Annotated in this window: 20 protein-coding genes and 1 tRNA gene; 8 read left to right on the top strand and 13 right to left on the bottom strand. The window is 37.8% G+C overall.

The window, feature by feature from the left end; genetic code table 11:
* Positions 1 to 220 precede the first annotated feature (220 nt).
* A tRNA-Arg gene (locus ACTBZY_RS23510) sits at positions 221 to 294 on the bottom strand.
* A gap of 192 nt (positions 295 to 486) precedes the next feature.
* On the opposite strand from ACTBZY_RS23510, the gene ACTBZY_RS23505 reads away from it, so the two are divergent.
* Together ACTBZY_RS23505 and ACTBZY_RS23500 are read left to right on the top strand one after the other, a co-directional pair.
* Positions 487 to 1,881, top strand: coding sequence for an aminopeptidase P family protein (locus tag ACTBZY_RS23505; RefSeq protein ID WP_463048846.1), 1,395 nt, complete (start codon positions 487 to 489; stop codon positions 1,879 to 1,881).
* 59 nt (positions 1,882 to 1,940) lie between these two features.
* Positions 1,941 to 2,399, top strand: coding sequence for a YehS family protein (locus tag ACTBZY_RS23500; protein ID WP_463048845.1), 459 nt, complete (start codon positions 1,941 to 1,943; stop codon positions 2,397 to 2,399).
* A 6-nt stretch (positions 2,400 to 2,405) separates the two neighbouring features.
* Here ACTBZY_RS23500 and ACTBZY_RS23495 read toward each other — a convergent pair whose 3' ends face one another.
* Complete coding sequence (locus ACTBZY_RS23495) at positions 2,406 to 2,804, bottom strand: hypothetical protein (protein WP_463048844.1); 399 nt, start codon at positions 2,802 to 2,804, stop codon at positions 2,406 to 2,408.
* Positions 2,805 to 2,903: 99 nt separating this feature from the next.
* On the opposite strand from ACTBZY_RS23495, the gene ACTBZY_RS23490 reads away from it, so the two are divergent.
* Positions 2,904 to 3,320 (top strand): DUF1761 domain-containing protein, encoded by a 417-nt coding sequence (locus ACTBZY_RS23490; protein WP_463048843.1) that lies wholly within the window; start codon positions 2,904 to 2,906, stop codon positions 3,318 to 3,320.
* Positions 3,321 to 3,380: 60 nt separating this feature from the next.
* On the opposite strand, the gene ACTBZY_RS23485 is transcribed toward ACTBZY_RS23490, so the two are convergent.
* The 6 genes from ACTBZY_RS23485 to ACTBZY_RS23460 form a co-directional block, all read right to left on the bottom strand.
* Positions 3,381 to 4,364, bottom strand: coding sequence for an alcohol dehydrogenase catalytic domain-containing protein (locus tag ACTBZY_RS23485; protein ID WP_463048842.1), 984 nt, complete (start codon positions 4,362 to 4,364; stop codon positions 3,381 to 3,383).
* 327 nt (positions 4,365 to 4,691) lie between these two features.
* A complete protein-coding gene (locus ACTBZY_RS23480; RefSeq protein ID WP_463048841.1) occupies positions 4,692 to 4,832 on the bottom strand; it encodes a hypothetical protein in 141 nt (46 codons plus the stop codon).
* Positions 4,833 to 4,935: 103 nt separating this feature from the next.
* The gene (gene cysM, locus ACTBZY_RS23475) at positions 4,936 to 5,826 is read right to left on the bottom strand and encodes a cysteine synthase CysM (RefSeq protein WP_463048840.1); all 891 of its coding nucleotides are present in this window, start codon (positions 5,824 to 5,826) and stop codon (positions 4,936 to 4,938) included.
* Positions 5,827 to 5,828: 2 nt separating this feature from the next.
* Entirely contained in the window at positions 5,829 to 6,638 is an 810-nt protein-coding gene (gene epsC, locus ACTBZY_RS23470) for a serine O-acetyltransferase EpsC (protein WP_463048839.1), read from the bottom strand.
* 83 nt (positions 6,639 to 6,721) lie between these two features.
* Entirely contained in the window at positions 6,722 to 9,112 is a 2,391-nt protein-coding gene (locus ACTBZY_RS23465; protein ID WP_463048838.1) for a TonB-dependent receptor, read from the bottom strand.
* Complete coding sequence (locus ACTBZY_RS23460; RefSeq protein ID WP_463048837.1) at positions 9,109 to 10,314, bottom strand: DUF4249 domain-containing protein; 1,206 nt, start codon at positions 10,312 to 10,314, stop codon at positions 9,109 to 9,111. The genes ACTBZY_RS23465 and ACTBZY_RS23460 overlap by 4 nt, the downstream gene beginning before the upstream one ends.
* A gap of 204 nt (positions 10,315 to 10,518) precedes the next feature.
* Here ACTBZY_RS23460 and htpG point away from each other — a divergent pair, with 204 nt between their 5' ends.
* Positions 10,519 to 12,330, top strand: a complete 1,812-nt coding sequence (gene htpG, locus ACTBZY_RS23455) for a molecular chaperone HtpG (protein ID WP_463048836.1) — start codon at positions 10,519 to 10,521, stop codon at positions 12,328 to 12,330.
* Positions 12,331 to 12,689: 359 nt separating this feature from the next.
* Here the strand turns inward: htpG and ACTBZY_RS23450 are convergent, their stop codons facing one another.
* The 4 genes from ACTBZY_RS23450 to ACTBZY_RS23435 all read right to left on the bottom strand — a co-directional run bounded on the left by ACTBZY_RS23450 (position 12,690) and on the right by ACTBZY_RS23435 (position 16,039).
* Positions 12,690 to 12,869 (bottom strand): hypothetical protein, encoded by a 180-nt coding sequence (locus ACTBZY_RS23450; protein ID WP_463048835.1) that lies wholly within the window; start codon positions 12,867 to 12,869, stop codon positions 12,690 to 12,692.
* Between the two features lie 148 nt (positions 12,870 to 13,017).
* A complete protein-coding gene (locus ACTBZY_RS23445; RefSeq protein ID WP_463048834.1) occupies positions 13,018 to 13,419 on the bottom strand; it encodes a response regulator in 402 nt (133 codons plus the stop codon).
* A gap of 7 nt (positions 13,420 to 13,426) precedes the next feature.
* Complete coding sequence (locus tag ACTBZY_RS23440; RefSeq protein ID WP_463048833.1) at positions 13,427 to 15,364, bottom strand: PAS domain-containing sensor histidine kinase; 1,938 nt, start codon at positions 15,362 to 15,364, stop codon at positions 13,427 to 13,429.
* Between the two features lie 231 nt (positions 15,365 to 15,595).
* Positions 15,596 to 16,039: a type I restriction enzyme HsdR N-terminal domain-containing protein gene (locus ACTBZY_RS23435; protein ID WP_463048832.1), complete on the bottom strand. Its 444-nt coding sequence runs from the start codon at positions 16,037 to 16,039 to the stop codon at positions 15,596 to 15,598.
* Between the two features lie 27 nt (positions 16,040 to 16,066).
* Here ACTBZY_RS23435 and ACTBZY_RS23430 point away from each other — a divergent pair, with 27 nt between their 5' ends.
* The gene (locus ACTBZY_RS23430; RefSeq protein ID WP_463048831.1) at positions 16,067 to 16,843 is read left to right on the top strand and encodes an AMP nucleosidase; all 777 of its coding nucleotides are present in this window, start codon (positions 16,067 to 16,069) and stop codon (positions 16,841 to 16,843) included.
* Between the two features lies 1 nt (position 16,844).
* Here the strand turns inward: ACTBZY_RS23430 and ACTBZY_RS23425 are convergent, their stop codons facing one another.
* A complete protein-coding gene (locus ACTBZY_RS23425; protein ID WP_463048830.1) occupies positions 16,845 to 17,726 on the bottom strand; it encodes a DNA adenine methylase in 882 nt (293 codons plus the stop codon).
* A 142-nt stretch (positions 17,727 to 17,868) separates the two neighbouring features.
* Here ACTBZY_RS23425 and ACTBZY_RS23420 point away from each other — a divergent pair, with 142 nt between their 5' ends.
* From ACTBZY_RS23420 to ACTBZY_RS23410, 3 genes are read left to right on the top strand one after another with little or no spacing between them, the layout of a single operon-like run.
* Entirely contained in the window at positions 17,869 to 19,281 is a 1,413-nt protein-coding gene (locus tag ACTBZY_RS23420) for a PQQ-dependent sugar dehydrogenase (RefSeq protein ID WP_463048829.1), read from the top strand.
* Between the two features lie 57 nt (positions 19,282 to 19,338).
* Positions 19,339 to 20,304: a Kelch repeat-containing protein gene (locus tag ACTBZY_RS23415; RefSeq protein WP_463048828.1), complete on the top strand. Its 966-nt coding sequence runs from the start codon at positions 19,339 to 19,341 to the stop codon at positions 20,302 to 20,304.
* Positions 20,291 to 20,707 carry a nuclear transport factor 2 family protein gene (locus ACTBZY_RS23410; protein ID WP_463048827.1) on the top strand — a complete coding sequence of 139 codons (417 nt, stop codon included), beginning with the start codon at positions 20,291 to 20,293 and terminating at the stop codon, positions 20,705 to 20,707. The genes ACTBZY_RS23415 and ACTBZY_RS23410 overlap by 14 nt, the downstream gene beginning before the upstream one ends.
* The last annotated feature ends 387 nt before the right edge of the window (positions 20,708 to 21,094 follow it).

Raw genomic sequence — 21,094 nt, 5'->3', positions numbered from 1 at the left:
TTCAATGCGAAAATCAAAGCTTTTAGATCTAGGTTTAGAGGTGTCAGGAGTATTGAATTCTTCCTTTTTAGACTATGTCAAATTTATGCTTAAAGAACTCATCCCCCAGATTTTGCTCTTGACCCGTCAAGAGCTTCTTGGTAATAGCCTACAGAAGAAAGTTGTTATGCCATAACGAAAAAAAACACCTAGCATTTCTACTAAGTGTCTCTAACTTATGTGATCCCAGCACGATTCGAACGTGCGACCGTCTGCTTAGAAGGCAGATGCTCTATCCAGCTGAGCTATGGGACCCTCAGGACTCAAAACAAACTTGTTTGCCTCAAATCGGAGTGCAAAAGTAGCACACTTATTATTTTTATGCAATAAGCCACCCCAAATAATTTTAAAAATATTTCAAAACGCTCTAAAAACCTCAGAATTTAACCTTTCACGTGATTAATTCAGCTATGAATGCTAGATTTGCATATCATCAAGCTAAAAAATATGAAACTATTCCCAAGTCTAACATATATAAACAGAAGAGCAAAACTAAAATCTTCTATGGGTTCTGGATTGATCTTATTCATGGGGAACAATGAATCTCCAATTAATTACCCAGACAATCATTTCAGATTCAGACAAGATAGCAGCTTCTTATACTTCTTCGGAATTAGTCAAACCGGCTTAAATGCCATTATTGACACCGATTCGGGTGAAGAAATATTATTTGGCGATGAATTTACCATTGAAGACATTATCTGGATTGGACAGCAAGAAACCATTAATGCCAAGGCCGAAAAAGTGGGTATTAGTGAGTTAAGACCTAGCTCCGCCGTATCTGGAATCATTGAAAAAGCGATAAATACCGGTAGAAAAATCCATTTCTTACCAATCTACAGACACGACAACATTATTCAGCTGTCTGAATGGTTAAAAACCCCTATCGCTGAAGTAAAAACTGGAGCATCAAAAGAACTTATAAATCAGGTCATAAACCTACGTTCTTATAAATCTGCTGAAGAAATAACCCAGATGACTCACGCTGTGAATATTTCGAGAGAAATGCACATTGCCGCTATGCAGAACGCCGCTCCTGGTAAAAAGGAATTTGAGGTGGTAGCCGAAATATATAAGGTAGCTAAAGCAAACAGCTGCTATCTGGCTTACCCAGCAATTTTCTCCATCAACGGCCAAACCCTCCACAATCATGGTCACGACAATACCATGAGCAGTGATCGAATGCTTTTAAATGATTCGGGTGCTGAAAATCAAATGTGCTATTCGGGCGATATAACGAGAACGATGCCTGTATCTGGGAAATTTACAGCTAAACAAAAAGAAATATACAATATCGTATTAGAGATGGAAGAGTCTTCCATTAATGCCTTGAAACCTGGAGTAAGCTACAGAGACGTACACATTGCCAGTAACACACTTATGCTGGGCCGACTAAAAGACTTAGGCATCATCAAAGGAGATGCAGAAGAGCTTAGTCAGCAAGGGCTTGGAGGCCTTTTTATGCCACACGGTCTAGGTCATATGATAGGTATGGATGTTCACGATATGGAAGATTTAGGTGAAGATTTAGTAGGCTATGGAGAAGGCTTGGAAAGAAGCAAACAGCTCGGATTAAAATCTTTACGTTTGGCGAAAAAGCTAGAAGCTGGCTTCGTAGTTACTGTGGAGCCAGGGCTTTATTTCATTCCAGAACTGATAGAAAAATGGAAAGCCGACAAAATGTTTGCGGACAACATTAACTATGCTAAGCTGGAAGAATATTACGATTTCGGCGGCGTGCGTATTGAGGATGATGTTCTTATCACAGAAACGGGTCATCAAATTTTAGGAGATAAAATTCCTAAAACCGTATCCGAAGTAGAAACAACCATGGCTAAATAAGGAGATTTCCATACCAAGGTTTCTTTTCATCTTGGTATGGATTAACTTTAAAATCACAAATGACCAATAACGATATACTTAAACGCGTTAGATACGCTTTCGATTTCTCTGACGACGCCATGATGGAAATCTTCAAACTAGGTAACTACAGAGCCAGCAGAGCTATGGTGAGCGACTGGTTAAAGCATGAAGAAGAAGAAACCTTCGTCCCTATTGACGATTTTCTATTGTGCACTTTTTTAGACGGTCTCATCATTAAAAAAAGAGGTCCCAAAGATGGCCCAATCATTAAGCCTGAGCGATTATTAAGCAATAATAGTATTCTGAGAAAATTAAAGATTGCCCTTGATTTAAAATCTGATGAGGTTATGGCCATTTTCAAACTGGCAGGGGCTAACCTAAGTGAGCACGAAATCTCCGCTTTTTTAAGAAATCCTAAACAAGGTCAATACCGTCAAATGAATGACCAATACCTAAGAAATTTCCTAAACGGCATGCAAAAGAAATTTCGTCCATAATATTGGTTAGGCACACTTATACACCCTTGCTTCCTTATTATAGACCAACATGTAAGTTCCATAATCTTGTAAGTCGTCGCCTACAAATAGTGTCAACTTTAGGTTACCGTTTTTTAAAATTTCACCAGAAACCCTAGCCTCAATGGCAGCATAAAAGGATTCATCGTCAAGGTAAGCTCCCGATTCTCTAAAATACAGTGCCGCCACTTCAAATTTATTGTCCTTTATATTTTGAGGGTTTTGGAAGGTTGCATGGGCACAGTCAAACTCTAAATAATTGCCGCTGGACGCCACCGTGAGCCAGGCATGTTCTGTTCCCCAGTTTCCAAAACTAAGACTTGTAACGGACTCTTTTTTGCAAGAAAAGAGGGATAAAATCACTAAAATGTAAGCTAGTTTCATCATCGTTTTGTTTGCCATCTTATGAATAAACGTATATTAGTAACGACTTTATATACCTTTAAATAAGTATTTGTTTTCTTCAAAACCTTAAACCTTACAAATATGGATTTCTCGAACATTAACTTCTTAGCAGTTTTAGTAGGAGCTTTAGCCGGATGGATGTTCGGATCGCTTTGGTACAGCCCCATTCTTTTCTCGAAAGCTTGGCAAGCTGAACTCGGCATGACCGAAGATGACCTTAAAGATGCCAACATGGTCAAGATTTTTGGTGGAAGCTTTGTCATGATGTTAATCATGGGACTAGGAATGGCCATTATGCTGCGTGGTCATGAAGATGGCGATATCAACTGGCAAGTTGGAGCCATGCATGGTCTTTATGTCGGTCTTATGTTTCTTGCTACTTCCATGGGTATCAATATGCTCTATGAAAGAAAATCCATCAAACTTTGGCTTATCAATGCAGGATACCAGATAATTATGTTGATAATTATGGGTGCCGTAATTGGAGTTTGGGCGTAGGATTTGACGTAAAAAGCCCCAAAACTGAACCGTTTTGGAGCTTTACTTTGAAAAATAACTCTACAGCTCAAACAATACCTTCCCTGCAGACATTTGGGTGGTATAGGTTTCTATTGCTTTGGCAAAATCCTTAATGTTAAACTTAGCATTAATATCTGTTTCAAAGCCATCTTTTAGCATCGCCTGTACTTTTCTGGTATCCATCAAGGTCTGAAAAAAGCTTTTTCTAGAAGCCGTTTTACTCAGCCAATATCCTGAAATCTCGTATTCCTTGAATATAAAATCACGACCATCTATAATATTATCATGCTCCAAGTCTAACTTTCCATAAATTACCATTTTTGACATGATAGGAAGCGTTCCTAAAATCTGACTTGGCAACATTCCTCCGCCAACTGCATCCAAAAAAAGCATTTTCCCCTGTGGTTTTGCCCAGTCAGCAAGTCCCTTTTGCCAATCTTCCTCGGAGGAGTTAGCAATATAGTCTACTCCTCTTTCTTTTAATTTATCTACTTGCTCTTTCCTACGTACTACGCCCGCAAAGCTCAAACCTTTTTTATTCGCTTGATACTGTACCATGCCACTTAAAGCACTGGCAGCGGCAGACATCACAATACCTTTGTATCCACCTTTTAAAGCATTTTCGGATAATTCAACGGCAGTAAGTGGATTTACGAAAGACATGGCTCCCTGTTCCATAGCTACATTTTTACCCAAAACCACACATTTGGTAGCGTCAGTTAACATGTACTCAGCATAGGTACCATCACCTTGTTCAGAGGCCACACAAGCCACCTTTTTCCCTTTAAGATAATTAGCGTAAAAACCTCCACCTGAAGCTATCACCTCACCACTACCTTCAAAACCTGGTACCACAGGAAAAGGTTTTTGAATACCATATTGACCCGTCAAAAAGGCTAAATCGGCTGGGTTTATTGGCGAATACGCCATTTTAATTAAAACCTGACCCTTTTTAGTGGCTTTCGGCGTTTCTAATTCCACCAATTCTAAAGTGTTCGGTGCTACTAAATGTAGTGCTTGCATGTTTTATTGTTTATTGAAAAGTGCTATTAGTTCTTCGTGAATCATTTTAGGATTTTGACGATTGTCAGTTAACGTGATAATCTCAATTTCTCTTCCCTTAATTCTGTAGTACTAGGTTGTTCTCCGAGTTACGACGCATTTATAAACTCCTGAAAAGCTAGAAAGTTTAATGGAAGACTCTGGCAAACGCTCTATTTTATCGAAAGAGACATATAACTTTTTTAAGAAGTTATTTTTAGTGGAAATACCCCAATTCTGTTCGATAAAAGGAATCAATCTTTCCAACTTCTCTGAAGCAAAAACAGAAAAATATACCCTGTATTTCATTTAAGAAAATTTCTGTAGAAATTCTCTTGCAGGTACTCTCATACCCTTATCTAATTGCTCTATCCCTATTTGAATTTCTTTTTCCTCAATTTCTGTCAATTCGAAAGCATCCTTTTCTTCTGACTTAAGCAAATCAAACATGCTTTGAATTAAAGATGGATTCTCCAGATTCTAGATTTCTTTGACCAATTCGATTTTTGATTTTGTATATCCATATTCAAAGCTAAAAAATAATTTCGGTCAATCAGCTATACAAATCGCTGCTCAAATAACGGTCTCCTCTGTCGCAAACAATGAATACAATATTACCGTGCTCCAACTCCGAAGCAAGCTCAATAGCCGCTGAGGCCGCACCTCCACTGCTCATTCCTGCAAAAATAGACTCTATTTTTGCCAAATCTCTCGCTGTTTTGGCAGCAATTTCCGTAGAAATATCAAAAACTCTATCAACACGTGACTCATCAAATATTTCAGGCAGGTATTCTTTTGGCCAACGTCTAATTCCAGGAATAGAAGAACCTTCTGTTGGCTGACAACCCACTATCTGAATATTAGGATTTTGCTCTTTCAGATACATAGAAGTGCCCATAATGGTGCCCGTAGTACCCATGGCACTCACAAAGTGCGTTACCTTTCCATCCGAATCTCTCCAAATTTCAGGCCCTGTTGTTTTATAATGAGCAAGATAGTTGTCAGGATTAGCAAACTGGTTAAACTGAAAATAGCCATCTTCTTTGCCCTTTTCATCGGCATAATCGCGGCATGTTTCTATACCATCCAATAGTGTCACTTTGGCACCATAGGCTTCCATGGTTTTAGCACGCTCCACGGTACTGTTTTCTGGCATCACCAATTCTATCTGTAAATCATATTGACAGGCTATCATAGCCAAAGCTATTCCAGTATTGCCACTAGTGGCTTCTATCAACTTATCTCCAGGCTTTATGTCTCCTCTTTCCAAAGCAGACTGAATCATATTTAAGGCCGCTCTATCCTTAACAGAACCGCCAGGATTATCACCTTCTAATTTGGCATAAATCTTAACCTTAGGATTCTCGCTATTTTTATAATGTGGGTTGAGCCTTTTTAACTCTACCAAAGGGGTGTTTCCTACTAAATCTACTATCGTAGCCATAATTAAACTAATTCTCTTTCTTTAACTTCTATTTCCGGTTTGTGATATACAATACTATTGGCAGGCACACTTTTCGTGAGCCAAACATTACCACCAATGATACTGTTAGCACCTATTATTGTTTGACCACCTAAAATAGTGGCATTGGCATAAATTACGGTTCCACTCTCTACCGTTGGGTGCCTCTTGACGTTGGCTAAAGCTTTGTCTACGCTTAATGCTCCCAAAGTTACACCTTGATATATTTTCACATTTTCACCGATGACCGATGTACCACCAATCACAATTCCGGAACCATGGTCAATAAAAAAGTTCTCTCCTATCTCTGCTCCAGGGTGAATATCAATTCCCGTTTGAGAATGTGAGAACTCCGTCAAAATCCTTGGAATTAAAGGAATATCCATTTTTAAAAGCAAATGAGCCAACCTGTAAAAGGAAATGGCATGAAATCCTGGATAAGCTCTGATAATTTCAAACTCACTGGTAGCAGCAGGGTCACCAGCCATAATGGCTTTCACGTCCGCACTTAAAAGTCTGAAAAGTTCTGGAAGAGATTCTTTGAAAATATTTGCTCTTTCTCCATTATCACAATCTTTACATTTATCTGTAGCATTCAAAATGAGTTTTAGTTCATTTCCTAAGTTCCAGATTTCCCCTTCTATCTCGTCAATACTTGGGAAGAAATCTTTTGCTTGTTCTGGAAATAAAAGATGAAAAACCTCCGTTGCCCACTCCCCTATTTTCTTGGTTTGTGGCACAGCTTCCGTTTTTTGATGCTTTTCGTAAATATGTTGCAAAAACTGCTTTTCCATTTATTTAGATTTTCATTTAACTTTTAACGAACAATTTGCCTGCCACGTTCAATTCCTAGGCCACCTTTTCAATAAAGTTTTACTTACTCAAAGGTAAAATTATACGCTAGAGAAACTATTGGAGCACCTAATATTTGAAGCTTATAGGCTTTTGTTTGGCTGTCCTTTGTCTTGAAATACACCGAATAAACATTTTTCTGGGCATATAAATTATATACAGAAAAAGCCCATCTGCCTTGCCACCTTTTTTCCTTCATAGAAGGATTGTAAATATTCCATGAGAAATCCAGACGGTGATAATCAGGAATCCTTTCATTATTCCTTTGATCATAAAAAGGATATAAACTATTCAAATAACTCACGAACCCCACCGCCTGAGTGTACGGTCTACCCGTACTGTACACAAAATTAAAGGAGAAGGAATTATGTTCGTCTACATGAAATTCTAATGAAGTATTAAATGTATGGGGTTTATCATAATTTGCGGCATACCAGTCGCCTCCATTAACCAATTCCAACTGATGCACACTAGCATCTACCCTATTAAATGTTCTGGCATAGGTATAATTTGCCCAACCAGTAAGCACTCCTTTTTTCTTGGAAACCATAAGCTCTAAACCATAAGCTTTGCTTTGCCCCTGCACTAATTGGGTTTCCGGAAATTGCTGAAGCAAAAAATCCGCCCCGGGCTTATAATCCATGATATTTTGGGTAGTTCTGTAATAAGCCTCTATGGTAGCCTCGTAAATATCATCTTCAAAAGCATGATAATAACCTGCCGTAAAGAGATTACTGATTTGAGGTTTAATGTTGGTATCTGCCGTTTTCCATCTTGAAGTCGGAATAGGCGTAGTGGTGTTTGACACTATTTGAAGGTACTGTCGCATTAAATTATAACCAAATTTAATAGACCTCTTAGAACTGATAGAGTACCGCAGACCAAATCTCGGCTCTAAGCCGCCATAGTTTTCAATCTTTTCCCCTTTTCCATACTGCGTTACTTTTGCTACAGAAAAATCATCGCGAGGTTCGCCTGCTATATAAGTACGAACCTCAGCAGCTCCATAATTATAAAAATAACTATATCGTAAACCCATAGAAACTGCCAAATCATCATTTATAGCATACTCATCATCTAAATAGGCGGCTAGTTCATTGCCTTGCTCTGATGGCGTCACAATCTCATTGACACTGGTACTATTTCCTGGATTTAAGCGACCTGGATTAAGGGCATAATTGGTAAATATTAGCCCTCCCTCTGTCTTGTGTTTTTGATACTGATAATAGAGGTTTGTTTTGATTTGATTTTGTAAAATGCCCGACTCTAACTTAATATCATTTTGGGTATCGGCTTCTTTCGTAGCGATATTCGGTTGATAATCTGCCACAATGACCGCTGCTTGCAAGTCTAGCTTGTTATTGAAAATATGGGACCATTTAGCACTCCCGTTTAAAGTATTATGTTGAAAATAGGTGGTAGTACCGACTACGTTAGGCAAATTCGCCAACAAATCTGTTTCGAAATAATCAGTGCTATAATAAGCCATTGCGGTAAATGTATTTTTATCACTTACCCTCCAAAAGGCTTTCCCTACCAATTCTCCAAACTTGGTTTTGATATGCTCTAAATCATCTGAAATGATGGGCAAAATAACATCGTGATTAGAACCTCTTCCTGCCACATAAATACCCAATCTATCTTTTATTACAGGTACATTAAGCATCAGTTTTTCCGAAATCAGACTGATGCCACCTTTCGCAGTGAACTTTGTTAAATCTGGATTAAGTAAAGCCACATCCAATACAGATGCGGCTCTTCCGCCATACCTCGCAGGTACATTTCCTTTATATAAATCAAGATTTCGGACAGCATCAGGCGGTGTTACAGAAAATAAACCAAACATGTGCGTAGGATTGAACACTGGCGTATCGTCAATCAAAATGAGGTTTTGGTCGGTAGTTCCGCCTCTAATATTGACGCCATTGGATGCCTCTCCAACGCTTGTCACACCAGGCAACATTTGAATACTTCTAAAAAGGTCCACCTCACCAAAAGCCGCTGGAATTTTCTGAAGTGTTTTCATATTGATGCTATTGGCACCCAAAACGGGTTTCCGTACGTTTTGATCAAATCCTTTAGTGGACACAATAACCTGCTCCAGCGTATTAGAAACCTCCTCCATCCTAATAATTCCATCTATAAGGGACACACCTTTATCCAGATAAATCCAGCTTGACACATAACCTGTGTATCTAATTTGAATGGCATTATCGGCGTAAGGAAGTATAATATTGAATCTACCTTCGGTATCAGAAGTCATCCCGCTCTTTTTTCCTTCATGATTAAGGATAATGGACGCCCCTTCTAGCGGTTGGCTTGTCAAAGAATCTAAAACCTGACCCGAGCAAAAAATCTGTGCGTAAGTACCCGAAAAACTACCAAGAAACAGGATTAAAAGTTGCACTTTTCTCATATTCCAAATTGCCAATTTCTCGGTGCGTCTGAAGTTCTAGTCGTAGCTGAAACACAAGGAGCTAGCGGCACCAAAGACCTAAATTCACCGTCTGACTCAAAAACCGCATCCCTATTATTTAAAATGCTAAAAATCCTATTAGGCAACAAATCCGGAACATCACTCCGGCTTAACATATGTCTTATTTCTTTTACTGCAGAAGCCGTAAAGTAGCCAAGCACTAACTCTTCTTTGGCATTCACGTTTAGAACATTACTTTTAATTGGAGCAGGCGGCGTATCCGCCAGCGAGCCCGAATGGACCGATTGGTCTTCTATTAGTTTCAAATACCTGAAGGCCCCAGCCGTAAGTGATTTCTGCTGTATGGCCACCAAGCAGCTATTTGATTGAAAAGCGGGAATTTGAGCTATTAATTTGTTTTTCTGAGGCTGCCCATTGGTAAACACATCCGAAAAAATAATGATATCATCGCCTTTATATATCTCCCAGCATAAGCTTTGACATTTATAATCATATTGGGTATTTACATTCAAACTGGTATTGGTAATACATCCTCCTGTGCTTCCAGCAGACTCATCCGCGGCATAATATAAACCTTGTTTACAAGTATGACATACATTCTGAATCTCATAATCTGTCCACGACCAACTATAAAAATTAGCCTCGTCTGCAGGATCATTAAAATCTAAATAGAAGTCATGTGAGGGTGTTTGAATATTGAAAAGCCTAGGTTTAGTCACACCCTCTGGATTAAACTTGATATTATAATTTGCAACATCTGCTACAGGTTTCATCCGTTCATTGCTAGATGCGTATGACTTGCCATCGCTCGTCATAAAATTCAATTTATATTCATTGCCCACTTGAGCTAAAAAACCATTTGGCATTTTATAAATACCTGGAAAGACTTCTTTCAAAACATGAACTATATGATCATTCTCAATCACCTCTACTTTGGCATTTGAAACCGGAACAGCCTCATTATTTTTAGAAAAAATGGTTTTGGTAAAATCCGTACTAATAAAATCACTTTGGTCGTCCGTTTCAAAGATTCTGATTGTTTGTTCTTGATCAAAAACGTTTGTGATAGTTCCTTCTACTATGAGGTACTTCATGTTACTTTTTATACTTACGTCATAAGTATCTACACAAGCCAGAAATAGAAAAGCTAGGAAAAAAAACTGCCATGAGATTACTTTCATGAGGTGAGACCGTCACTATTAACGGTAATTATTTAGTACACGCGATATGACATAAAAGTACTCTTATTTTAAATAAATCTTATCTCCACAAATCAAAACTGTCAATCTGTCAGCCTTTTGGCAATTGGAATATCCTTTGTTCAGCCTTAAATGCCGAAAGGCAAATCACAAATAAGATTGTTTAAATCAAAAATATAAGATAACATGTCAACTGAAAAAGGTAGTATTTCCATTAATACGGAAAACATCTTTCCGATAATTAAGAAGTTTTTATACTCAGACAACGAGATCTTCCTAAGAGAACTTGTTTCTAATGCGGTAGATGCCACTCAAAAAATCAAAAAGCTCTCTTCAATGGGCAAATTTGATGGTGAACTGGGAGACTTAAAAATCAAAGTATCAGTAGACAAAGAAGCTAAAACCATCACCATTTCCGACAGAGGTTTAGGAATGACCGCTGATGAGGTTAAAAAATATATTAATCAAATAGCTTTTTCTGGTGCTAAAGATTTCCTAGAAAAATATAAAGATGTAGACGATAAGAATCCTATTATTGGTCAATTTGGACTTGGCTTTTACTCGGCTTACATGGTCGCTAAAGAGGTAGAAATTCATACAAAGTCTTACCAAGATGCTCCAGCCGTTAAATGGCTATGTGACGGTACCACAGAGTACGAAATCTCTGACATTGAAAAAACAGAAAGAGGTACAGATATTATCCTTCATGTGGCAGAAGACTCTGAGGAGTTTTTGGAAGATGCTAGAATTGAAACCATTCTTAATAAATACGGAAAATTCCTTCCTGTTGAGATTGAATTCAAAGAAGAAATCATCAACAATCCGAATCCAATATGGGTTAAATCTCCTTCTGATTTGACAGATGAGGATTACGTGAGTTTTTATAAAGAGCTTTACCCAATGGGCGAAGACCCACTTTTCTGGATTCACTTAAATGTAGACTATCCTTTCAACCTGACAGGCGTACTTTACTTCCCAAAAATCAAACAAGATTTCCAGTTAAGCAGAGAAGGCATTCAATTATATAGCCGTCAAGTTTTTATTACGGATAATGTAAAAGACATTGTTCCTGAATTCTTGCAATTACTACACGGGGTTATTGACTCTCCAGATATTCCTTTAAACGTATCTAGAAGTTATTTACAGGCAGACGGAAATGTTAAGAAAATCAACAGCCACATCACTAAAAAAGTAGCTGATAAATTGGGAGAACTTTTCAATAATGACCGCAAGTCTTTTGAAGAGAAATGGGATAGCATTGGCCTGTTTGTGAAATACGGAATTATCTCTGACGACAAATTCTTCGACAGAGCTCAAAATTTCCTATTGTTCAAAAACACAGAGAATGAGTACTTCACGGCCGAAGAATACAAAACTAAAGTAGAGGCTCTTCAAAAAGACAAAGACGAAAACACCATTCTTCTTTACACCACGGACACCGAGAAACAAGACGCCTTTATTAAAGGAGCTAAGAAACGAGAGTTTGATGTATTGGTTCTTAACGATGTCTTGGACGCTCACTTCATTAACACTATGGAGCAGAAACTTGAAAAAGTAAGCTTCAAACGTGTGGATGGCGATTCTTTTGACAAATTAGTTGACAAAGGTTTAACGACAGAGTCTGTTCTTGGCGAAAAAGAAAAGGAGAAAGTAGAAAGTCTTTTCAAAGAATTAGCTGGAAATAACGTGGTTCAGATAGAAGCTCTTCCTGCCGATGACGCCCCAGTAAGTATCGTTCAGCCTGAATTTATGCGTAGATGGACGGACATGAACAAACTTAACGGCCAAGCGGGCATGATGGGCAATATGCCAACCATGTATAATTTAGTAGTAAATGGAAACAGCCCAATCATTGCGAAAATGCTTAAAATGAAAGGTGAAGACAGAAGACAAGTTTATGCGAAACAATTGCATGATTTAGCTCTTCTTTCTCAAGGAATGCTTTCAGGAGGTCATTTGACAGACTTTGTGAATAGAACTTTTGAGGAGATGGCTTAATTCTTATCGATATTCTTTTTTTTGATATTGGATATTAGTTTTTGTTCTTCGATAACTGTAGTTCGATATTAGGGGCTTACGCCTTTTTATTAGACCTCGTGGATTTGTTCTGCGAGGTCTTTTTTTGTTCTACATACATGGAGCGTTATTTCATCAAAATTATCTACTCCTTCAACAACTCTACCTCAACTTCATAATCTTGATACTGATTAACATATTGAAATACCTCGTTTTATTTTTCGTCTGAAAGCCAGGCTTTGTTCTTCTCTAAACCTGCCAAGACTAAGCGATTTATCTTGGTCTAGTCTTAACATTTCTTTGTTCACTGTTTTTACCTTTAACAACTCAAATTCGGTATGTCATTCCTTCTCCATTTGGAGTTCTAAAATACCTCCATTTATAGTATATGCTCCAGAATAATCAACTTTTGATATATAATTAAATCTGGCCGTAGATACGCCTAACTCCTTCAAACTGCATAAACCACCAGCATTTAAAGTAAGGAATCTTCCTTCGCTTGGATTAATAGATGCTGGCAAAGGGCTTTCGCCTGCTTGCTCTCTATGCGTATAAATAAAGTCTAATTGCCAGTTACATCCTTGGCAAGAGTGGACTCATCAGAATCGCCGCCACAAGCAAATGGAAAAGATGCATAAACTATAACGCTAGATTCAGGTTAAGACTAAACTAGTTGAAATAATAATCGACCAAGTTTCCAAGCATTACTTTTGTCATGGGTTTGTTTTCTATAACCTTCACAAAAGGATTAGATTTGGCTTTTTCAAAATCATCTGGATTTTGAGAGGTGGTTAGAATAATAATAATCGTTTCCTTCTTTTCTTCATTATCTATTTTGCCGTAGGCTTCTAAAAACTCCCAACCATTCATTTTGGGCATATTAATGTCTAAAAATATCAGGTTTGGAAACCCTAACGAGCTTTCTAAAATTAAATTTATAGCCTCTAAGCCATTGTTAGCTACTTGTACCTCTTCTGCACAGTCTAGATTGCTAATAATTTTTTTATGTATAAAGTTAGTGATGTGGTCATCATCCACTAGCAAAATACTGTTTACCTTCTTTTTTTTCACAAACTCATTAGTTAAGGTTCTTATTTATCGTAAAATAAAATGTAGTACCGACGCCCAATTCTGATTCGAACCAAATGGTACCACCATGTAGTCTTACTATTTTCTCGCAATGGGCTAATCCTATCCCTGTTCCTTCAAAATCTCTTTTATCATTTAATCTAGCAAAAATGGCAAAAACTTTCTGGCTATGCTCCGCTTCTATTCCTATGCCATTATCAGCTATCTTAAACTCCCAATAATCTAATTTATCTTCTGCTGAAATCTTGATTTCAGGTGTTACACCTTTCCTGTTAAACTTAGCAGAGTTACTGATAAGATTTTGCAACAACAGCCTAAACTCTACGGGATAAACCTGTAAAACAGGCAATTTTTCTACTAAAACATTCGCTTTATTCTGACCAATAACATAAGAAAGGTCATCAAAAACCTGCGATACGACTTCCTTTGTATTTACTTCTAACAATTCCCCATCCCTCCCTAATCTAGAATAATCCAACAAGCCTTTTATCAAATCCTCCATTCTAGTAGAAGTTTGGGTCATAAACTCCATGTACTTCTTAGCATTATCGTCTAGTTTATCTCCATATTCTTCCTCCATAAGGCCTAAAATAGACCTGAGTGTATTTAACGGCTCTTGAAGATCGTGTGAGGCTATATATGAAAACTGCTCTATCTCGGCACTTTTAAGTTTTAGGTTTTCATAATCTTCTGCGAGAACTTTCTGCGTGGTAATGTCCTGAAGAATGGCTAAATTCTGATAGTTATAACCCATGTCGTCATGAAATGGTATTATAGCGGCATGAACCCAATAGATACTGCCATCTTTGGCTCTTCTCTTTATCCCTCCATACCAAACTTTTCTATGCTCCAATTTCTTCCTGATTTCTGCATAGAATTCTTCATTATAAAAGCTCGTTGACACGTTGCCATAATGCCTCCCTATAATCTCTTCTTTAGAATATTGAGACACCTCACAAAACTTATCATTGGCGTATTTGACTATTCCATCGCCATCAAATATGGTAATCAATGAACTTTGGTCTAAGGCATACTTAAACTGTTTGAGTTCCTGATTTGAATCCCTAAAAAACTGTTCAAGTTTCTTTTTTTTGAAATCCACCTTATTCAGCTTCACGCCAAGATAAAATACATAAATAATACCCGAAAAAGTGAGTAGAACCGTGTAAATAATAATACCAAACTGAAAATCAATTAATCCACTATTGGTAAAAAAAAGAAGCAGATAGCTTAAGATTAGTGGAAATAACATGACAAAAAATAGTAACGAGTTTACCATTTTATTTCCAGCCAAATCTTTGAGGTACGGCCTAGCCAAACCGTAGGAATCGTTCTTCTTAAATTGTGCCAGAGAGAGTAACAAAAACAGCACCGAAGTACTTATAGACATAGTGTCTATGAGAAATAACCGTATCCCTAGCGGTATTTGTAGAACAAAAGTAATGATAGAAAGAAAGCAGATAAATACAATAATTGACAAAAAATATAGGGCCTTTCTTTTCTCTCTAACAGCCCTACGACTGGAATAAAACATGGCCATAGCCAAAAGAATAAAACAAATGGCCGTCCCTAAAGACATCCTGCCTGGAAACCTTATGGAATACTTGTCTTGGAGAAAAAGGTTGTCAATGGTGAAAGAAGGTAGAAAGATGTATTCTAAAACGGTGATTAGTCCTATTCCTAAAATTACGCCTAAAACTATTTTCCTAACAATATACAAACTGGAAGGTGGCATAAGAAGACATAAACCACAAAGCCAAAGGCCTAAGGCGGTATTAAACTTCATGGTAGCTGTCTCAGAAAAAACAGTAATGATTTTAAAGGAATCTATCAGCCAGCCAAAAATAGCCAAAGAACTAATACAAAGTACAGAGATAGAAACCGCCTGTACAATCCAGATTTTATTTGAGCCTAATTTTCTGAGCATTTAATTATATAGCCATTTATAGGAAGACCTTTCTGTCTGATAAAATAAAACCTATTACTTCATCTGATTTCTGTCAGCTATTCACTTTGTAGTCAACTATTCAGTTAACCCAAAATCGACACGTCAGAAAAACAGATCGTCAAAACACCTATTTCCTAGAGACTAAAAATACCAAAAGAATACTTAAGAAACTGTCATGTATGCGAATTCTTAATTTTTCTTAATAAAAAATCAAGGAGCCGGTGGCAAAGAATTCAATTGTAGTGAAGAAGAATTCTCAAAATCCATTTCAAAACAAAAGGTTTTAAATCCATTTGTTATGGATACATAAGGAGCTTTTAATGTCTTATTATATATTGATGCTTGACTAATGGTTTTTTTAGTCAGCGAAACCTCAGGGGCTTTACATTCCACTAATAAATATGGCTTAGCATTTCTGTCAAAAACCAAAATATCAGACCGTTTATCTAAGGCATGATAGGACAAGCCACTTTCTATTTTCAGAAGAGTTTTAGAATATCCCAAATGCTCAATCAAAAGGTGTATGACATGCTGACGTACCCATTCCTCGGGAGTTAAGACGACATATTTCTTTCGAACGGGATCAAAAATCCTCTTTTTCCCTTCAATTTCAGTAATTTTGCAGTCGAAAGACGGCAAGTTTAGACTTTCCATTTTCATTTCATCAAACATAACATATTATTGAAAAACAAAGAAGACATCGTTAAAAACTGGCTCCCAAGATATACAGGAACCGAACTAAGTGAATTTAAACCTTACGTATTATTGACAAATTTCGGCAATTACGTAGAGATGTTTGCAGAACAATTTGGCGTGGAAGTCAAAGGGAAAGACCGAGCCATGCAAACGGCCTCTTTTGGCAATATTACCATCATCAATTTTGGAATGGGAAGTGCTATGGCAGCTACTGTTATGGATTTACTTTCTGCCGTGATGCCAAAAGCGGTTTTGTTTTTAGGTAAATGTGGTGGCTTAAAGGAAATCACAAACTTGGGCGATTTCATCCTGCCAATAGCTGCTATTAGAGGGGAAGGAACCAGTAATGATTACGCTCTCCCAGAAATACCTGCTTTACCATCTTTCAGACTACAACGTTCTGTATCTGAAATGATTATCAAACACAACATGGACTACTGGACGGGTACCATATATACCACTAACAGACGAGTTTGGGAGCATGACGAAAAATTCAAGGACTATCTTAGAGATATCAGAGCATTGGGTATTGACATGGAAACTGCCACTATTTTTATAGTAGGATTTGTGAATTCTATCCCTCATGGAGCATTGCTTTTAGTATCAGATAACCCTATGACTCCAGATGGCGTAAAAACTGAAGCGAGCGATAAGAAAGTCACCACAAATTTTGTTCAAAAGCATATTCAGATAGGCATAGATGCCCTAAACGAACTTTGCGAGTCTGGAAAGTCGGTAAAACACATGCGTTTTGAGACCTGATCTAGAAATTAGAAATAAGCAGCTCTGTTAAATGACCTCTTTTAGCAGCGTCTACATTTATTCTTCTGTTTGCGTTTACCCTCTTTATGACGTAATCGGCGTATAAATCGTCAAAAAAATGGTCGTCTGAGTTATAATTTTTTACATCAGAATTACTCAGCATCCATTTGTGACCTTTCTTTTCTAGAAGGTCACAAAATTCTTTTAACCTCACCTGCTGGTCATCACCAAATACTTTTTGGGCATAGGTGTTAAAACTGGATGTGCTATTTATTGGTTTATAGGGTGGATCCAAATAAAAAAAAGCCTTCTCTTCTATATGCTGCATGGCCTCTTGATAATCTCCATTTAAGATTGTCACCTTCTCAAGTAACAAAGAGACTTCCCTTAAGTTTTTCTTGTTACAAATTTTCGGTTTCTTATAACTGCCAATGGGCACATTAAACTCATTCCTCTTATTGACCCTAAAAAGACCGTTAAAACACGTTTTATTCAAAAAGATAAAGAGAGCACTTTGTGAAACTTGGTCGGAGTTCCTTTGATTAAAAAGCTCTCGTTTGGCGTAAAAAAAAGCTTTTTTCTTCTTTTCATTTCCTAAAACAGCATAATACTCTTGCTCCCATCTACTTAGAACAGAAATCAATTCTTCCACGTCATTTCTCACCACTTCGTAGCAACCACATAAGTCTAAATTGATATCATTTATAACCACTTTTTTTACCCATGGAAAATGCTGCAATACCCAAAACAATACCGCTCCACTTCCCACAAATGGTTCGACGTAAACAAAAGGCTCATGTTTTACTAAGTCTGGCAATCTTGCCTCTATTTCGGGAAACAATTGCGTTTTTCCGCCCGCCCATTTTAAAAAAGGTTTTGCCATTTATTATGCTCCAAAAAAAATAAACTGTTAGAAAGCGTCAGTATGTCTTCAAAAACTGCGAATAATTGCCACCAAGGTTCACACCCAATTTTCTCTTTCAATCCAAATACCTAAATTCACCACTAAAATAAACTTTATTTAAATGTTAAGACTCTCCTCTTTCCTAATATGTCTGGTGGTTTTTGCTAGTTGCACCAAAAAATCTGGCGTAAACAACGTCAATAATAATCAAAATGACTTCACAGACTCTAGAGCCATTTATGCTAAATATTGCTCATCTTGCCATGGCGAAAAAGTAGAAGCTTTTGTAGACCGACAATGGAAACATGGTAACACTAAAGATTCCATTATTGCCAGTATTAGCAACGGTTACATAGACTCAGGTATGCCAATCTGGAGAAGCACTATTCAGCCACAGGATATCGCAAAATTGGCAGATTTAATAGTGAGCAGCTTAAGTACTGTGGATCAATACGACTTTAAAGAAATTGAAAAAACAGACACCTATAAGTCTAAAGGTATAACGGTCAAATTGGAAACCATGATTGAAGGCTTAAGCAGCCCTTGGGGAATGGTTACATTACCCACAGGCGAACTTTTGGTAACGGATAGATCAGGGGAATTATGGAAAGTAGCTTCTGATAAAAGTAAAATCCAAATTTCTGGTATACCCGATGTTTTGGCCGTTGGTCAAGGCGGGCTTTTTGATATTAAACTACATCCCAACTATGCGGAGACGGGCTGGTTATACCTTACCTATGCAAAACATAAAAAAGAAAATGGAAGAGTGGTGGCCACCACTGCCATGTTAAGAGCTAAACTTAAAGGCAACGCCCTGACAGAGCAAGAAGAAATTTTTGAAGCTCTACCCTATTTCCCAACCCGCCATCATTATGGAGCCAGAATGATTTTTGATAACGATGGATACTTATATGTTTCTGTGGGAGATAGAGGAATGAAAGATCAGAACCCTCAATCTTTGGAAAATCACTGTGGTAAAATTCACAGAATAAAAGACGACGGTAGTATCCCTGAGGATAACCCTTTCTACAACACGCCTAATGCTGTAAAATCTATCTGGAGCTATGGCCACAGAAATCCACAAGGTTTGGATCTCGATCAAGCAACAAATACCCTTTGGGAGCACGAGCATGGCCCAAGAGGCGGAGACGAATTGAATATTATTAAGAAAGGAGAAAATTATGGTTGGCCTGTTATCTCTTATGGTATAAATTACGACGCCACCACATTTACCGATATTACAGAGAAAGAAGGCATGCTTCAGCCAGAATTATATTGGATTCCTTCTATTGCACCCTGCGGTATGGCATATGTAACATCAGATAAATATGGTGCTTGGAAAGGAGATATTTTAGCCGGTTCTCTTCGTTTTAAATACGTGAACAAAGTGGCCATCAAGGAAGGAAAAGTTGACAGTGAAGAGAAACTTCTACCTAATATCGGTCGACTAAGAAATGTAACCCAAGCTGCAGATGGTTTTATATATGTAGGAATAGAAGACCCAGGCACTGTTTATAGACTATTACCCCAATAATATCGAAAGGCCTGCTCTGTTCCCAGTTCAGGCCTTTTTTTAAAACTCAACCCTATAATGTTAACAAAGAAAATTTTAACCTTACTTTTCTTGGCTATTAGCCTCCAAGTGTCGGCTCAAAACTGGCATATAATGGAAACCATTGGCGAAAGCACCCCCCGTGGTGAAAACTCCATGGTGGCCATTGGCAAAAAACTATACCTTTTTGGCGGTAGAGGTATGAAACCGATGGAGGTTTTCGATACCAAAACCAATACTTGGGAGAAAAAAGGAGAATTACCTTTAGAGATACATCACTTTCAGGCCGTCGCATTTGGCGGTGAAATTTACGTTTTAGGAGCATTAACGGGTCCTTTCCCGCATGAAACACCTATCCCGAATGTTTATATCTACAATCCCGAGAAAGACGAATGGAGAATGGGTCCTAAAATCCCAAGAAAAAGAGGTTCTGCCGCATGTTTTGTTTACAAAGACAAAATCTATGTGGTCAACGGAATTATAGACGGACACTGGGATGGTCATGTAGCTTGGTTTGACGAATATGATCCAAAAACGGGTGCTTGGAGAGAACTAAGCGACTCACCAAATGCAAGAGACCATGTAGCTGCCGGTGTAGTAAAAAACAAAGTGGTAATAGCTGCCGGCAGAAAATCCAGACATAAAACAGGCGAAGTAATGACGCTCACAGTGCCTTTTACAGACATTTATGATTTCAAAACCAAAACTTGGACTACCGTAGAGGGTTCCAACATCCCTACTTTAAGAGCTGGTCCTGGCGTGGCAACTTTGGGCTCGAAAGTCCTTTTTATAGGTGGTGAAGCCGCTGACCAAAAATTGGCTCATAATGAGGTAGAGGCCTTTGACCTGAAAACCATGAAATGGACTACACTCCCGCACTTGGTTAGAGGAAGACATGCTATAGGTGCAGCCAAAGTGGGTAACAAAATTTATATCTCGTCTGGTGTCGGTAATAGTGGTGGAAGTCCAGAATTAAACAGTTTAGAATGTTATGGTTGTAAATAAAATAGCTTTTCTTGTTTTACTTTTTAGTTTATCCATAACGCTAAAGGCTCAAAAAAACAATAACGAAGAACAGCTAAAAAGCTTGATTCAAAACTCTTTTGATGACATCTTCAGTAAACAAAATAAGGAGACGGTAACACAATACTATACAGAAGACTTCCTTCTTCTTGAAGCTGGTGTGGTATGGAATCTTGATTCTGTCTATTCTTATATTGACAGAGCAAATGCCAGAAAAATAAAAGTCGAAGGCAAAACAGCTTGGATAGCCTATCAAAATTATGCTGATATACGGATTGATGGTAAATCCGTGGTGAAGCTTCACTGGCTAGAAAGTGGCTCTGCCATTAAAACAAAGGAGGGTTGGAAACTTGCCTTACTGCATTCTACGATAGTCCCGAAATAACCCAATTGGTATCATTTGACTTTATGATGATGTCACAAACCAAACCGGAATTTCATACTTAACTCCTTTTAATATCCTTGTTCCCACCTTTTCTAAAAAAATAAGACATTTCCATTTCTCTAAAAGAAGGCTATCACTAAAAATGAAAATGGCTAGAAAAGGCACAAAATAGGCTTTCTAGCTTATTTCACCCGGATTATGCGTTGGGGAATCGTTATGAGAAGTTAAAGTGCAATAAATCAGACAATTAAAGGAAATTAGCATTGCACCGCTATGGTGATTGAGTTTAATTGGGTTTACGAACTGATTTGAAGCAATTTAGCTACGGTCCCGATAAAACCGGGAGATTACCTAATGCATAAAGCGGATTCAATAGTAAAAACTCCG

Source organism: Arcticibacterium sp. (assembly GCF_055134445.1).
Note: the sequence above shows the minus strand (reverse complement) of the source record. Positions and strands in the feature narration are given on the sequence as shown.